The organism is Sphingopyxis sp. GW821-FHT12F08, from assembly GCF_058806755.1.
The window spans coordinates 564,001-578,861 of the sequence record NZ_JBXAQA010000003.1 but is presented as its reverse complement, the minus strand read 5'-3'; the positions used below and the strand labels follow the sequence as shown (position 1 = coordinate 578,861).

Annotated in this window: 14 protein-coding genes; 6 read left to right on the top strand and 8 right to left on the bottom strand. The window is 65.6% G+C overall.

Annotation, left to right across the window (positions count from 1 at the left end; all coding sequences use genetic code 11):
- Nucleotides 1-201: 201 nt before the first annotated feature.
- Together AC1RNQ_RS11605 and AC1RNQ_RS11600 are read right to left on the bottom strand one after the other, a co-directional pair.
- Nucleotides 202-1,386 carry a thiolase family protein gene (locus AC1RNQ_RS11605; RefSeq protein WP_493171297.1) on the bottom strand — a complete coding sequence of 395 codons (1,185 nt, stop codon included), beginning with the start codon at nucleotides 1,384-1,386 and terminating at the stop codon, nucleotides 202-204.
- A complete protein-coding gene (locus AC1RNQ_RS11600) occupies nucleotides 1,383-1,787 on the bottom strand; it encodes a Zn-ribbon domain-containing OB-fold protein (protein ID WP_493171296.1) in 405 nt (134 codons plus the stop codon). The genes AC1RNQ_RS11605 and AC1RNQ_RS11600 overlap by 4 nt, the downstream gene beginning before the upstream one ends.
- A gap of 103 nt (nucleotides 1,788-1,890) precedes the next feature.
- Here AC1RNQ_RS11600 and AC1RNQ_RS11595 point away from each other — a divergent pair, with 103 nt between their 5' ends.
- The 5 genes from AC1RNQ_RS11595 to AC1RNQ_RS11575 are packed head-to-tail and all read left to right on the top strand — an operon-like array spanning nucleotide 1,891 to nucleotide 8,356.
- Nucleotides 1,891-3,204 (top strand): amidohydrolase family protein, encoded by a 1,314-nt coding sequence (locus AC1RNQ_RS11595; RefSeq protein WP_493171295.1) that lies wholly within the window; start codon nucleotides 1,891-1,893, stop codon nucleotides 3,202-3,204.
- A 14-nt stretch (nucleotides 3,205-3,218) separates the two neighbouring features.
- Complete coding sequence (locus AC1RNQ_RS11590) at nucleotides 3,219-4,499, top strand: cytochrome P450 (RefSeq protein WP_493171294.1); 1,281 nt, start codon at nucleotides 3,219-3,221, stop codon at nucleotides 4,497-4,499.
- A gap of 10 nt (nucleotides 4,500-4,509) precedes the next feature.
- Nucleotides 4,510-5,985, top strand: a complete 1,476-nt coding sequence (locus AC1RNQ_RS11585) for an aldehyde dehydrogenase family protein (protein ID WP_493171293.1) — start codon at nucleotides 4,510-4,512, stop codon at nucleotides 5,983-5,985.
- A gap of 12 nt (nucleotides 5,986-5,997) precedes the next feature.
- Nucleotides 5,998-7,230 (top strand): CaiB/BaiF CoA transferase family protein, encoded by a 1,233-nt coding sequence (locus AC1RNQ_RS11580; protein WP_493171292.1) that lies wholly within the window; start codon nucleotides 5,998-6,000, stop codon nucleotides 7,228-7,230.
- A 13-nt stretch (nucleotides 7,231-7,243) separates the two neighbouring features.
- Nucleotides 7,244-8,356, top strand: coding sequence for a Gfo/Idh/MocA family protein (locus AC1RNQ_RS11575; RefSeq protein WP_493171291.1), 1,113 nt, complete (start codon nucleotides 7,244-7,246; stop codon nucleotides 8,354-8,356).
- A gap of 35 nt (nucleotides 8,357-8,391) precedes the next feature.
- Here AC1RNQ_RS11575 and AC1RNQ_RS11570 read toward each other — a convergent pair whose 3' ends face one another.
- The 5 genes from AC1RNQ_RS11570 to AC1RNQ_RS11550 all read right to left on the bottom strand — a co-directional run bounded on the left by AC1RNQ_RS11570 (nucleotide 8,392) and on the right by AC1RNQ_RS11550 (nucleotide 13,068).
- Nucleotides 8,392-9,561 carry a thiolase family protein gene (locus AC1RNQ_RS11570; RefSeq protein WP_493171290.1) on the bottom strand — a complete coding sequence of 390 codons (1,170 nt, stop codon included), beginning with the start codon at nucleotides 9,559-9,561 and terminating at the stop codon, nucleotides 8,392-8,394.
- Nucleotides 9,558-9,953, bottom strand: a complete 396-nt coding sequence (locus AC1RNQ_RS11565) for a Zn-ribbon domain-containing OB-fold protein (protein WP_493171289.1) — start codon at nucleotides 9,951-9,953, stop codon at nucleotides 9,558-9,560. Before AC1RNQ_RS11565 ends, AC1RNQ_RS11570 begins: the two co-directional genes overlap by 4 nt.
- A gap of 29 nt (nucleotides 9,954-9,982) precedes the next feature.
- Nucleotides 9,983-10,732, bottom strand: a complete 750-nt coding sequence (locus tag AC1RNQ_RS11560; protein WP_493171288.1) for an SDR family NAD(P)-dependent oxidoreductase — start codon at nucleotides 10,730-10,732, stop codon at nucleotides 9,983-9,985.
- Nucleotides 10,719-12,125 carry an MFS transporter gene (locus tag AC1RNQ_RS11555; RefSeq protein WP_493171287.1) on the bottom strand — a complete coding sequence of 469 codons (1,407 nt, stop codon included), beginning with the start codon at nucleotides 12,123-12,125 and terminating at the stop codon, nucleotides 10,719-10,721. The genes AC1RNQ_RS11560 and AC1RNQ_RS11555 overlap by 14 nt, the downstream gene beginning before the upstream one ends.
- A 160-nt stretch (nucleotides 12,126-12,285) precedes the next feature.
- On the bottom strand, nucleotides 12,286-13,068 hold the full coding sequence (locus AC1RNQ_RS11550) for an SDR family oxidoreductase (RefSeq protein WP_493171286.1): 783 nt from the start codon (nucleotides 13,066-13,068) through the stop codon (nucleotides 12,286-12,288).
- 116 nt (nucleotides 13,069-13,184) lie between these two features.
- Here AC1RNQ_RS11550 and AC1RNQ_RS11545 point away from each other — a divergent pair, with 116 nt between their 5' ends.
- Nucleotides 13,185-13,838 (top strand): TetR/AcrR family transcriptional regulator, encoded by a 654-nt coding sequence (locus tag AC1RNQ_RS11545; protein WP_493171285.1) that lies wholly within the window; start codon nucleotides 13,185-13,187, stop codon nucleotides 13,836-13,838.
- Between the two features lie 183 nt (nucleotides 13,839-14,021).
- Here the strand turns inward: AC1RNQ_RS11545 and AC1RNQ_RS11540 are convergent, their stop codons facing one another.
- The gene (locus AC1RNQ_RS11540) at nucleotides 14,022-14,849 is read right to left on the bottom strand and encodes a coniferyl-alcohol dehydrogenase (RefSeq protein WP_493171284.1); all 828 of its coding nucleotides are present in this window, start codon (nucleotides 14,847-14,849) and stop codon (nucleotides 14,022-14,024) included.
- Nucleotides 14,850-14,861: the final 12 nt, after the last annotated feature.

The following is a 14,861-nucleotide window of genomic DNA, read 5'->3' as shown; positions in this document are numbered from 1 at the left end:
CGACTATCCCGTCATTCCCGCGAAGGCGGGAATCCAGCTTTTCTCTTCCCTTCTCTTTGTGCCTTTGTGCCTTTGTGTGAGAAAAATGAAATCTCGCGCAAAGGCACAAAGAAGGAGCTGGATCGTGCCGGGAGTCACGTGCCTCCCGTCACCCTTCGCGGGGATGACGAATAGAGATTGGGGATGGGAGCTGGGGGACTTCTAATCGCGCACCAACAGCATCGCCCCCGCGAGTGGCCCGCCCGAGGTCGAGGTCGCGCAGACCTGCGGGTCGCCCTTGACCTGCCGCGCCCCTGCCCGGCCCCACAGCTGGGTGCAGGCTTCGTGGACTGCGCCATAGGCGTGGAGGCGGCCGCCCGATAGCGCGCCGCCGCTGGTGTTGACCGGGAGTTCGCCGTCGAGCGCGATGCGTGTGCCGCCGTCGATGAACTCCTTGGCGCCGTAGCGTTCGCAGAAGCCGAAATTTTCGAGCCAGTTGATCGTGTGGAAGCTGAACCCGTCGTAGAGCTGCGCGATGTCGACGTCGGCGGGTTTGAGGTCGGTGCGGCTCCACAGCATCTCCGCAACCCTGGGCTGCGCCTGGGTGTCGAGTTCGCTTAGCTGGGTCCAGCTGTTGCGGTAGCGCATCGACGAGCCGATCGCCTCGATCCGGATCGGCGGATTCCTGAGATCGCGTGCGACGTCCATGCGCGAGACGATGATCGCGGCGGCGCCGTCGATGGGGACGTCGCAGTCGTAGATGCGGAGCGGGGTCGCGATGAGCGGCGAGGCCAGATAATCGTCGATGGTGATCGGCGCCTTGTAGATCGCCTTCGGGTTGAGCGCGGCGTTGCGGCGCTGGTTGACCGCGATCTGGCCCACTTGCTCGGGCCGGATGCCGCTCTTGTGGGCATAGAGGTTGAAGAAGAGCGCCTGCTGGAGCGCGGCGGCGTAGGTGTAATAGGGGGCGTACCAGGCGAAGGGGCCGGCCTGCCGCTGGCCCTCGCGGAGCAAAGAATTGGCATAGGCACTCTTGCGCGCGGTCGCTTCGTACATGGAGCGGAAGATCAGGACGTTGCGGCAGAGGCCTGCCGATATGGCACCGATCGCATTGAACACCGCGCCATATTGGCCGGGTGCCTCGCTACCGCCGCCGTACCAGCCGACCTCGAGCCGCAACGCGTCCTGCAACGCCGCGCAGCCGACGGGCGAGAAGCCCGAGCCGTCGGCGCGCTCGCCGGGCCAGGTCGCGATGCCGTCGATATCGGCGCGGGTCAGGCCCGCGTCGGCGATCGCCTCGAGCGCGGCATCGACAGTCAGCGCGAGCGCCGACTTGGTCGCGCCGCGCGAGACGTCGGATAGGCCGACGCCGGTGATCGCGGTGTTCTTCTCCGCGAAGCGGGTCATGATTGCACCGGACGGAAGAGCGGGATCCAGAGATCCTCGGCGGGTTCGAAGACGACCTCGACCTCCATGTCGAAATCGACCGCATCGGGGGCGCAGTCGACGATGTTGCAGGCGAGGCGCACATCGTCCTGCTCCTCGATCGCGACCAGCGCGAGCACATAGCGTTCGGTCAGGTCGGGCACCCAGGCCTTGTGGTTGACGGTGAACGTCACCACCCTGCCCCGCCCCGACACCGCCTGCGGCGCGACGTCGCGGCTTTCGCAGCGCGGGCAGAAGGGCACCGGCGGATGGACATAATATGCACAGGCGGCGCAGCGGTGGATCGCGAGATTGCCGTCGCGGCCCCACGTCCAATAGGCCTCATTGTCCCGGTCGATCACCGGCAGCGTTCGCGCGATCATGCCTCTCTCCACTTATTACACTATGTCATACTTCAAGAGTTGACACTTCGTCAATTTTTGCGATGATGAGCCCAACAACAAACCATTTGAGAGGAGAGTCGCCATGCAGATGGACGATATGGTGATCATCAGCGTCGACGATCATGCGGTCGAACCGCCAGAGGCGTTCATCCGCCATTATCCCGAAGGAAAGAAAGACCGCGCCCCGCGCATCGTGCAGGACAATGGCAAGGACATCTGGTCGTGGAACGGCCAGCGTTTCCCGACCATCGGGCTCAACGCCGTCGTCGGCCGTCCGCGCAGCGAATATGGGATGGAACCGAGCGCGTTCGCGCAGCTCCGCCCCGGCACTTACGATCCCAAGCTGCGCGTCGATGACATGAACGCCAATGGCGTGCTCGCCTCGCTGAACTTTCCGACGATGCCGAGCTTTGCCGGCGGGACCTTCGTGTCGATGGCGCAGAAGGACCCCGAGGAAGCGCTGCTCGCCTGCCGCGCGTGGAACGACTGGCACGTGCAGGAATGGTGTGCAACCGCGCCGGGCCGCTTCATCCCGATGTGCCTGATCCCAATGTGGAACATGGACGACACGCTCGCCGAGCTGAAGCGGATGCGCGATCTCGGCGTCCATGCGGTCAGTTTCTCCGACAATCCGTCGAACATCGGCCTGCCGAGCATCCACAATGAATATTGGGAGCCGTTCTGGAAGGCGTGCAGCGACTACAAGATGGTGATCAACTGCCATATCGGCACCGGCGCCCGCGCGATGCACCCCTCGCCCGAAAGCCCGATCGACGCGTGGATCACCGCGATGCCGATCTCGATCGCCAATTCGGCCGCCGACTGGACCTTCGCGAAATTCTGGCAACGCTACCCCGACCTGCGCATGGCGCTGTCCGAAGGCGGCATCGGCTGGATCCCCTATTTCCTCGAGCGTGCCGATTTCACGCACGAGCATCATCACGAATGGACCTTCACCGACTTCAACGGCGAGCGCCCGTCCGACCTGTTCAAGCGGCACATCATCTGCTGCTTCATCGACGACCAGTTCGGGGTGAAGAATCTCGACTATATGAACACCGACATGGTCGCCTATGAATGCGACTATCCGCATTCGGACACGGTTTGGCCCAATGTCCCCGAATATCTATGGGCGTCGGTCAACGGGCTCGACAAGCAAGTGATCGACAAGATCACCCACCTCAATGTGATGCGCGAGTACAGCTTCGATGCCTTTGCGCTGAATGGCGGGCGCGAATATTGCACCGTCGCGCACCTGCGCGAACTCGGCAAGGACGTCGATGTCAGCCCGCGGCACAATCTTGGCGGGCTCAAGACCGACAGCATGGATGCGATCGGCCAGGCGCGGCGTCCGGTGACGTCGGGCGACATCGAACGCATGTTCGCCTCGGCCTGAGCGGAGGAAGACATATGACCGAGACGATTCTCTCCCGCTGTCCGATCGCGCATGCTCCGGCGGACGCTCCGCCGGTGCCGGCGCATGTTCCGCCCGAACTGGTGCTCGACACGCGCTTTGCGCAGGGGCAGATCGAATATGACCTGCCCGACCCCTATCTGCCCGCCGACGTGATGCGGTCGCCCGATGTGCCGCGGATCCTCTATTATCCGTGGCCGACGAGCGGCCGGCAGCACGGCGCGTGGACGGTGTCGCATTATGACGACATCCGCCGCGTCTATGAGGACAATGACATCTTCTCGACCGAGGGTGCGGCGCAGTTCCAGGCGCTGGCGGGCGAGACCTTTCCGTCGATCCCGCTCGGCATCGATCCGCCCGACCATGGCCGCTATCGCAAGTTCCTGAACCCATGGTTCACCCCGGTCGCGATGAACGACATGGAGCCCAAGATTCGCGTGATCGTCACCGAGATGATCAATGCGATCGTCAAGGACGGCGAGGTCGATATCGCCTATGATTTCGGGCGCATCTATCCGGTTCGGGTGTTCCTGAACCTGATGGGTTTTCCCTTCGGCATGTTCGACCAGTTCCTCGAATGGGAATATGCGATCCTGCACAACCCCGACATCGGCGCCAAGGCCGAGGCGGTGAAGGGCATCCTCGCCTACCTCCGCGGCTTCATCGCCGAGAAGCAGGCGAGCCCCGACGAGACGCTGGGCAGCTATATCGCCAACGGGTCGATGGACCGCCAGCCGCTGACCCCCGACGAGACGATCGGCATGACCTGGTTCCTGTGGCTCGGCGGGCTCGACACCGTCGCATCGACGATCAGCCAGATGTTCCGCCGCATGGGGATGGACACCGAACTTCAGGCGCGCATCCGCGCCAATCCGGAAATCATCAACAGTGCGGTCGAGGAATTTTTGCGCGTGCAGCCGCTGGTCAACAGCGGGCGTCGGATCAGGAAGGATTTCACCTGGCACGGCGTCGACCTCAAGGAAGGCGACTGGATCGCCTGCATCAACAGCGCGGGCAATTTCGACGAGAAGCAGTTCGCCTGTCCGCGCGACTTCGACCCCGAGCGCAAGAACAACCGCCATTTCACGCTGATCGGCGGGGTGCATATCTGCCTCGGCGCGCATCTGGCGCGGCGCGAGCTGCGCGTGCTGCTGCAGGAATTCCTGTCGCGCGTGCCGCCCTTCACGATCAAGGAGGGCGCCGACACGACGGTGATCCCGGGGCTGCTGTCGATCCGCAACCTGCCGATCGTCTGGGACGCAAAAGCCGTTTCATAAGGACAACAACATGGCTTTCTTGAAATATGACGACGCCATCTATGTGGGCGGCGAATGGCAGAAGACCGACCAGCGCGAGGCGGTGATCAACCCCGCCGACGAAAGCCTTCTCATCGAGGCTCCGGTCGGCAGCGCGGCGCAGGTCGACGCCGCAATCGGCGCGGCACGCACCGCGTTCGATCAAGGCGATTGGGCCTATATGCCCGTCGCCCAGCGGCAAGCGGTGCTGACGAAGTTCCTCGATGCGCTCGACGCGCGCAAGGGTGCGATCGTCGACATGATCGTCGCCGAGGCGGGCGCGACACGCATGCTCGCCGAGTTCCTGCAATATGGCATCCCGATGAAGCATGCGCGGCGGACGATCGAGGTCGCCTCGCGCCCCGCTGTGTCGTCGTTGCCCGTCGAGCTCACGCCCAATGCGCAGGGCCGCACGACGCTGGGCACCGGGGTGGTGAGCCGCGAGCCGGTGGGTGTCGTCGCCGCCATCTCGCCGTACAACTTCCCGTTCTTCCTCAACATCGGCAAGGTGATCCCCGCGCTCGCGGTCGGGTGCACGGCGGTGTTGAAGCCGTCGCCCTACACGCCGATGCAGGCGTTGATCCTCGGCGAGATCGCCGACGAGGTCGGGCTGCCGAAGGGCGTGCTGAGCATCGTCACCGGCGATATCGAGACGGGCAAGCTGCTCACCACCGATCCGCGCGTCGACCTGGTCCATTTCACCGGGTCGGACAAGGTCGGATCGATGATCCAGGCGCAGGCGGCGCCGACGCTGAAGCGCATCGTGATGGAGCTCGGTGGCAAGTCGGCGCTGATCGTGCGCGCCGACGCCGATGTGCAAAAGGCCGCAGCGGCGGGCATCATGGGGTTCACGACCCATGGCGGCCAAGGCTGCGCGCTGACCACGCGGCATCTGGTCCACAACAGCGTCCGCCCGCAGTTCGTCGAGGCGATGAAGGCGATGCTCTGCCATCTGAAGATCGGCAATCCGGTCGATCCGAGCGTCAATTACGGGCCGCTGATCCGCGAAGTCGCGAGGCAGCGCACCGAGGATTATGTCGCGATCGCGCAGGACGGGGGCGCGACGTTGGTCGCTGGTGGCAAGCGGCCCGCGGGGCTCGACAAGGGCTATTATTACGAGCCGACCTTGTTCGACAATGTGAAGAACGACAGCCGGATCGCGCAGGAAGAGGTGTTCGGGCCGATCGGCGCGGTTATCGGCTTCGACGACGATGCCGAGGCGATCGCGATGGCGAACGACAGCGATTTCGGGCTGTCTGGCGCCATTTACTCGGCCGATGCGGGTGAAGCCTATCGCATGGCGCTGAAGATCCGCACCGGCGGCGTGTCGATCAACGGCGGCGCGGGCACGATGCAGTCCGACGCGCCCTTCGGCGGCATCAAGCGCTCGGGCTATGGCCGCGAATATGGCGAGGATGGCCTCAACGAATTCACCTATCAAAAGGTGATCAGCTTCCACGCCGAATAGGGAGAGACGGCGATGACAAAGGTCATGGAGGGCATCCGCGTCCTCGAGGTCGCGCAATTCACCTTCGTTCCGGCGGCGGGCGGGGTGATGACCGACTGGGGCGCCGATGTGATCAAGATCGAGCATCCGGTGCGCGGCGATGCGCAGCGCGGCATCCAGATGCTGCAGCGGCTGGCGGTCAATCCGCAGCGTTCGTCGCTGATGCAGCATCCAAACCGCGGCAAGCGCAGCGTCGGGATCGACATTTCGACCGAGGAAGGCCGCGAGCTGCTCTATGAGATCGCGAAGACCGCCGACGTCTTCCTGACCAATTACCTGCCCTCGGCGCGGCAGAAACTCAAGATCGACATCGAGCATATCCGCGCCGCGAACCCCGACATCATCTATGTCCGCGGCAGCGCCTTTGGCGACAAGGGGCCCGAACGCGACAAGGGCGGGTTCGACAGCACGGCTTATTGGGCGCGCGGTGGATCGGCGGTGCTGGTTACGCCGAAGGAGCTCGACGGTCCGCTGACGCAGCCGGGGCCGGCCTATGGCGACACGATCGGCGGCATGAACATCGCGGGCGGCATCGCCGCGGCCTTGTTCCACCGCGAACGCACCGGCGAAGCGACCGAGGTCGATGTGTCGCTGCTGTCGTCGGGGATCTGGGCGACCGCCTGTTCGGTCGACGTCGCGATGGAACTGGGGAAGGATCCGTTCGAGAACCTCATGCCCGGTGGCGGGCAGTCGGTCGGCACCAACCCCTTCATGGGGGTGTTCAAGACGGCGGACGGCAAGTTCATCAACCTGACCGTGCTGTCGCCCGGACCCTATATCGACGATGTGTTCGGGCATCTCGGCATAGCCGAAGCGGCACAGGACGAACGCTTCTCGACCGCCGAGGCGATCATGGCGAATGCGGCGGAGGCCTATCCGCTGGTCAAGGCGGCGATCGCGGCACAGCCCTATGCCTATTGGATCCAGCATCTCAAGACGATGCGCGGGCAATGGGCCGCATACCAGTCGGTCCACGATGTCGCGAGCGACGAGCAGGTGCTGGCGAACGACCTGATCTTCGAAGTCGAAAGCGCCGACGGCGGGGCGCCGATCCGGCTGGTCGCGAACCCGGTGCAGTTCAATCGCGCGGGCGTCGAAAACACCCGCGCGCCCGAGGCGTCGGAGCATACCGAATTGTTCCTGATGGAGATGGGGCTCGAATGGGACCGGATCGAGGATCTGAAGAACAGGAAGGCGATCGCCTGAGGGCGTAAGCGCGATGGCCCCTCCCCTGCGCGTCGGCATCATCAGCGCCGCCTGGGGCGCGAAGGCGCATTTGCCCGCGTGGCGCAGCCTCGACGGGGTCGAGGTGACCGCGATCTGCACCTCGCGGCCCGAAACCGCAGCGAAGGCGGCGGATGAGTTTAAGGTCGCGCGCGCCTTTCACGATTTTCGCGCGATGGCCACCGATCCCGATATCGACATCGTCGATTGCGGGACGCGCCCGCCGCTGCGCTACGCGATGGTGATGGCGGCGCTGGGCGCGGGCAAGCATGTCTATAACGGCATTCCCTTCACCAAGGATCTGACCGATGCGCGGGCGATAACCGAAGCGTGGCGGCGTGCCGGCACTGTCGCGGTGGTCGACGCCTTCATGCAGGCGGTGCCGGCGATGGTGCAGATGAAGGCGATGTTGGGCGCCGGCTGGATCGGCGAGGTCTTTGGCGCCGATGTCGCGTTCGAGGTGCCGCTGTTCAGCGCGAACCAGACCAATGTGCCGGGTTATGTCTGGTTCGCCGATCCCGCGAACGGCGCGAGCGCAGGGCGCAATCTGGGGAGTCATGTGCTGCACCTGCTGGTGCATTTTTTCGGGCCGGTGGCTTCGGTGACTGCCGACCAGTCGCTGGCGCTGAAGGCGTGGCCGCTGGACTGCGAAATCATCCGTCCCGCGGTGCCCGACCGCGCATCGATGCTGCTGCGCCACGCGTCGGGATTGCCGACGCGGGTCGAAGCGAACTGGTGCAAGATCGGCGGCGAGGGGTTCCGTTTTTCGGTGTGGGGATCAAAGGGGCGGATCGAAGCGCGCGCGCCGGTGTTTCCGATGGCGCATGATACGCGGTTGTTCGGAACGCGCGATGCGGCGCTTGGCACGGCGGCGATGGACGAGATTGCGGTGGAGACGGAATATCGGACGGTGCTAGGTTGCCATGCGGTGGCCGAGCGCCCCGAGAGCGGGTTGTTCGCGCTCGCGTCGATCTTTGCGGCGATGCGCGATGCGATCAATGGCGTGGGTATGGTGGCGCCCGATTTCGCGCAGGGGTTGCATGTGCAGGAGGTGGTTGAAGCGGCGGTGCGGGCGAGTGATGAGCGGCGCTGGGTTGATCTGAGCTAACCCACTCTCCCCTTCAGGGGAGGGGCTTTTCATTATCAATCCCGCCGCAGCAGCATCGAGCCGGCGATAAAGCCGCCGCCCATGCCGCACGCCGCAACCTTGGCGTCAGCGACCTGACGTCCGTCGGCCTGCCCCCAAAGCTGCATGCAAGCCTCGTGCAGCAACCCGAAGCCGTGCAGCCGCCCCCCAGACAATTGTCCGCCGCCGGTGTTCACAGGAAAGCGTCCGCCGGGGCCGATATTGCCCTCGGCGATGAAATCCTTCGCTTCGCCATGGCCGCAGAAGCCGAGCGCTTCGAGCCAATAGGGCACAAAAATGCTGAAGCCGTCGTAGAGCGCGAGCATATCGACGTCGGCGGGCTTCAGGTCGGTGCGTTTCCACATGTCGGCGGCGCTGTCGTGCGCGCCCATCGTCGTCAGGTCGGTCCGCTGATCCCATGTTTCCTGCGAGCCGAGCGCGGCGCCCATCGCCTCGATCGTCAGCGGCGCGCGCGCGCAGTCCTTGGCGGCGTCGGCGGCGGAAACGATCACGACGCAGGCGCCGTCGATCGGCACGTCGCAGTCGAACAGCCCGAGCGGCGACGAGATCATGCGGGCGCCAAGATAATCCTCCATCGTCAGCGGGGTGCGCATGACGGCCGACGGGTTTTGCTGCGCAAAGGCGCGCTGGCCAGTGGCAACGAGGCCGAGATGCTCGCGGGTCATGCCGAATTCATGGAAATAGCGCTGCGCCATCCAGCCGGCCCAGTTCGAGGCCGACATCGCATTGGCGGGAACGAGATAGGAGTACCAGCCGCCGAGCCGCGCGCGGCCGGCGCCGGGGATACTCGCACGCCGGGTCGCGGTCTGCGAACTGCTTTCGGTGAGCGCGCGGAAGCAGAGGACATGCCGCGCCTGTCCTGTGGCGACCGCCATCGCCGCCACTTGTATCGGCGCCATCTGTGAGGGGCCGTCGGGGACGGCACTGTGCCAGCGCGTCTTGAGGCCGAGGGCGTTACGGACTTCTCCCGTGCCGAGCGGCGACATACCCGGCGAATTGTCGGCCTTGCCCGGATAGGTCGAGATGCCGTCGATATCGTCCTTCGTCAGCCCGGCGCTTTCGAGCGCGCGCTTCGCGGCTTCGGCAAGGTGGAGGATCGCGGCGCGGTTCGTCTTGCGGCCGATGTCGGACATGCCGACCCCGGTGATGGCGGCGTTCAGGGTCATTGCGCCGGCTCCCATAAAGGCAACCAGACATCGTCGAGGTTGAGGAAGCTCACACGCATCTTCTGTCCGATCGCGACGCTCTCGGGGTCGGCGTTCACCACTTCGGCGGTGACGCGAACGCCGGGGGCGCCGTCGAGGTCGACGACCGCAAGCGCGAAAGGGACCGGCAGGTCAGGCATCCATGGCTGGTGGTTGACGGTGTGGGTGTAGACCGTGCCTGTACCGGGAACCGCTTTGCTTTCAACCGCTTCGCTCCAGCATTTGGGGCAGATGAGTTGCGGCGGGTGGATCGCGTGCTGGCAGTCGGCGCAGAAGGCGATCATCAGCTTGCCCTCGGCACCGCCGGTCCAGAAGGCGGTGTTTTCGGGGGTGAGTTCGGGGAGTGGTCTCATGGGTTTTCCTGCAAAACGATCTTGGAAGTTCAAACCTGGAGCGTGGCACCGCCGCTGACGCGGAGCGTTTCGCCGGTGACGAAGCTTGCGCCCGGCGACACGAGCCACAGCATCGCCTCGACGATGTCGCGCTCCTCGCCCTCGCGCGGCAGGATTTGCATCGCCATCACCTGGCCGATCACCGGCGGCGGCAGCTCGGCGCGGATGGTGTCGGTAAAGATCAGCCCGGGCGCGATCGCGTTGACCCTTATGCCCTCGGGCGCGAGTTCGTGGGCGAAGGACGCCGTGAGGCCGCGCACCGCGAGCTTGGACACGCCATAGGCCTTGGCCGCGCCATAGGCCGCCATCGAGGCGATGTTGACGATCGACGCGCCCTCGCGTCCGGCCATGAAGGGCCGCGCGCCGAGGGTGCAATAGACGACGCCCCAGACATTGACGTCGAACATGCGGCGTGTTCGCGCGGTCCCGAGTTTGCCGATGAACTCATTGGCTTCGGCCGAATGGATGCCGGCGTTGTTGATCAGGATGTCGATGCCGCCGTGGCGCTCGGCAATGCCGGCCATCGCCGCGTGAACGCCCTCCTCTTCCGCGACATCGACCATGATCGCTTCGGCGCCGCGGCCGATTTCGGCGGCGGCTGACTTTGCCGCGGCTTCGTCGAGATCGAGCTGGACCACCTGTGCGCCGCGCTCGGCCAGCGCCATGCCGAAGGCCTTGCCGAAGCCGCGCCCGCCACCGGTGATCGCGGCGACCTTTCCGGTCAAATCATGCTGGGTCACGGACTTGTTCCCTGGCTGTTACGGGCAGCGCGAACGCGGTCAGCACCGCGGCGGTGCACAGCGCGGCGATGACCGTGACGGTGATGTCGTAGGCAAAGGGCGACGGGTAGATTTCGCCGCCGCGGCGGACGATGTCGGCGGCGAGCAGCGTCGTCACCATCTGCGCGCCGATACCCATGAAGAGCTGGCGGATGACGGTGAGCAGGCCCGAAATCTCGCTGATCCGCTCGGGCGGCGAGGCCTGGGCGATGATCGTCGGCGCGACCGAGAAGAGCATCGTCGTGCCGAAACTGATAACGATCAGCTGCACGACCACCTTGGCGAAGCTGTCGACATCCATGACGAACCAGAGCAGCCAGCCGGCGATCGTGATGACGCCGCCGGCGATCAGCGCGAACCGCCCGCCCCCGCGCGCCGCGAGCCAGCCCCCGAGCGGCCCCGCGAAGACCGAGCTGATGTTCGAGGGCAGCTTGGCGAGCCCCGCGAGCGTCGCGGTGAAGCCGAGCCCGGCGAGCGTCCACAGCGGCGCCTGCATCAACAGCGAGAAGAAGACAGTGATCTGGAGCGTGCTCATCGCGACGAGCGCAGTCACCGCGCCGCCGATCGCGATGGTGCGGTCGGAGAAGCTGCGCACCGCGATCAGCGGGTTGGGGCTCGCGAGGCTGGCACGCAGCCACCAGAGGGTGAGCAATATTCCCGCGCCGAGCGCAGCAAGCGGCAGCGGGCTGGCCCAGCCCCAGTCCTTGCCCATGCTGAAATAGACGAGGACGAGCGCGACGCCGGGGGCGAAAGCAAGCCCCGAGAGCCAGTCAACGGGCTCGGAGGCGGTCTGACGCGGCGAGCGCGGGAGCAGGCCACCGATCGCGAGCGCCGAGACGGCGCAAAGGCCTGCGCTGGCGAAGAAGACGCCGTGCCAGCTGAAATTGTCGACGATCATGCCGCCGGCGACCAGCCCCGCCGCGGTGCCGATCGACGCGCCCGAGATCATCAGCCCGATCGCCATCGGCGCGCGGTCCTTGCCGGCATTTTCGTGCACGAGGCCGATACAGAGCGGCAGGATCGCGCCGGTGACCCCCTGCATCAGGCGCCCGGTGAGCAGCACCGGGAAATTGGTCGACAACGCGCTGATCAGCGAGCCGACCGCGCCGATCATAAGCACGACGACCAGCACCTGCCGCCGCCCGAACAGGTCGCCGAGGCGGCCGACGATCGCGGCGATCGCGGCGCCGACGATGAGGTAGCCGGTGATCAGCCAGCCGACCATCGCGGGGTTGCCGAAATCCTCGATCAGCTTTTTCAGCGCGGCGAGGATCATCGCGGTTTCGAAGGAGCCGGTGACCTCGGCGATCCAGAGGGCGCCAATGATGAGCGGGAGGTTGGTGCGGGGGGTCATTGAGAGCGCAACCTAAAGCCCCTCCCCTTCAGGGGAGGGGTTGGGGTGGAGGCTCGCGGCGTGGCGCACGGCCGATGGCGCCCACCCGCTGCGACCAAGCAGCAAGCTGCCAAGTCTCGCTGCCCTCCCCTGAAGGGGAGGGCGTGATTGTGGTCTCGTCTCACGCCTCCAGCTTCTTCGCGCCCTCGGGCACGCCGACCTGCGCGGCGCGGACCTCGATCAGGTCGACGCCGATGTCGGCGGGCAGGCCGATCACCGACAGCAGCGCCTGCGCCATCGATTCGGGAGTCGCCCCGTCGCCCGTCATCGCCGCATGGCCGGTCTCGACGATCTTCTTGTAGAAGGCCGCGACGGTATCCTGCGACCAGCTCTTGCCCCCCGAGCCGCCCTTGACCGACCCCGAGCGCAAGATGGTGAAGCGGATATCCTCGCTGCGCAGTTCGTCGCGCAGGCCGTGGCACAGCGTTTCGACCGCAGCCTTGGTCGCGGCGTAGAGCGCGAGCATCGGGAACGGCATATTCACCGACTCGCTGCTGATCGCGATGATCTGTCCTTTGGTGGCGCGCAGATGCGGAATCGCGGCGCGGACCAGCCACGAGACGCCGAGGATGTTGATGTCGACATGACTGCGGATCATGTCATCGCTGCCGGTTTCGAAAGCGAAGGGATGATAGACCGCGGCATTGGCCACGACCACGTCGATGCGGCCAAAATGCGCGGCGGTCCGCGCGATGGCGGCGTCGACCGCCTCAGACGAGGCGACGTCGCACGCGACCGGCAGCACCGCATCGCCGAACTCGGCGGCGAGGCTGCCCAATTCTTCGGAGGCGCGCGCGAGGCACGCGACCTTCACCCCCGATGCGACGAGCGCGGCGACGAAATGCCGCCCCATGCCTTTCGATGCACCGGTCACGACCGCGACCTTGCCGGCTAGCCTCTCCATGTCGAATCCCCAATTTGCTATCGTTTTCGTATCTTTTTTGACGATACGTCAATTTTTTGCCATATCGCAAGCCCGCTGTTAGGATGGCGGACGAATATCGGGGCAGGATCATCCATTTGGCGCAGACACAGTCCATCATCGCGGCGGAAGCCCCCCCCGAACGCAAGCTGGGCGCCAAGGGACAGCGGACGCGGCAGCAATTGATCGACGCGACGGTCGACCTGCTGGAGACGCACGGGCTGCGCGATGTGTCGGTGGTCGACGTCGCGCGCGCGGCGCAGACCTCGCCCGCGACCTTCTACGTCTATTTCAAGGGGGTGCCCGAGGTCGTGCTCGCGGCGCTCGAACATGCGAGCCAGACCTCGCCCGAACTCGAGGCGATCGTCGCGCGCGACTGGCTCGCGCCGGAGGCCGAGGCGGCCGCGGCGGCGTTCGTCGAGGAATATACCGGTATCTGGAACCGCAACCGGACGATCTTCGTCGTGCGTAACCTGGCGGCCGAGGAAGGCGACACGCGCTTCTACGAGGCGCGGATGACGCAGGCGCGGCCGATGATGGACGCGATCAGCAAGCAGGTCGAGCGCGCGCAGGCCGCGGGGCGCACCCCGGCGCATCTGTCGCCGCGGTCGTGCGCGGGCACGGTGCTGATGATCCTCGAACGGCTGTCGGCGATCGGACCGATGAGCAGCCATAGCGATGGGGTCGGCTATCCGGATCTGAAGGCGGCGGCAGCGCATAGTATCGCGATGATGCTGGGGGCGCGGGGGTAGGCTCCGTGTAACCCGCTCCCCCGAGCCGAACGCTTCAATCTTCGTCATGCTGAACTTGTTTCAGCATCCATGGCCCGCGCTCTCGTTCGACGCGGCGTCGAAGCAAACGGCAGGCCATGGACCCTGAAACAAGTTCAGGGTGACGAGAGAAGATAGGCCGGATAGCGGGTTCACGGTGACGACTTATCCCCCCGCTGCCTCGGCAATCATCTTCTGGATGTCGAGCACGCCCGTCGCGAGACCGCCCGCGAGGCCGGCGTCGACGGGCAGGCACACGCCGCTGATGAAGCTCGCGGCGTCGCTGTTGAGCAGGATCAGCGGCAGCGCCTGTTCCTCGGCGGTCGAATAGCGGCCCTTGGCCTTGGCGAAGGCGCCGAGCACCGCGTCGCCCGCGACTTTCCGGAATTCGCCGAGCATCGGGGTGTCGATCGGGCTGGGCATGGTGCAGTTGATGCGGATGTCGCGGCCGATCAGGTCGGGCGCGCGCACCTGCGTCCAGGTGTTGATCGCTTCCTTGGCGAGGCTGTAGGGGTCGCCGACTTCCTCCTTGCGGTCGAGATACCATTGACGCGCCTCGGCGAAATCCTCGAGTCCGATAAACTCGCGCAGCAGCGGCTGGCGCGTGAGCCATTTCATGCCGCCGAGCGACGAGACCGAGACGATCGCGGCGCCGGGGTTGAGGTGCGGAACCCAGCCTTCGGTCCAAGCGCGGATGCCGAGGAAGTTGACCGTAACGACATCTTCGCCGGGAAAGGTCTGCGGCAGGCCCGAGACGTTGAAGACGGCGTCGATCTTGCCGCCGATCTTGACGATGCCCGCGGCGATGGCGTCGGGGTCCTTGAGGTCGACGGTGGTGAAGCTCGCGAGATTGACCGGCGAGGGCTTGACGTCGGCGCCATGGACCTCGGCGCCAAGGTCGACGAGCGCGCGGGCGCAGGCCTCGCCGGTGCCCGAGAAGCAGCCCATGACGACGACGCGCTTGCCCTTGTAGCCCAAGATATCTTTCGACATGTCCTCAACCTT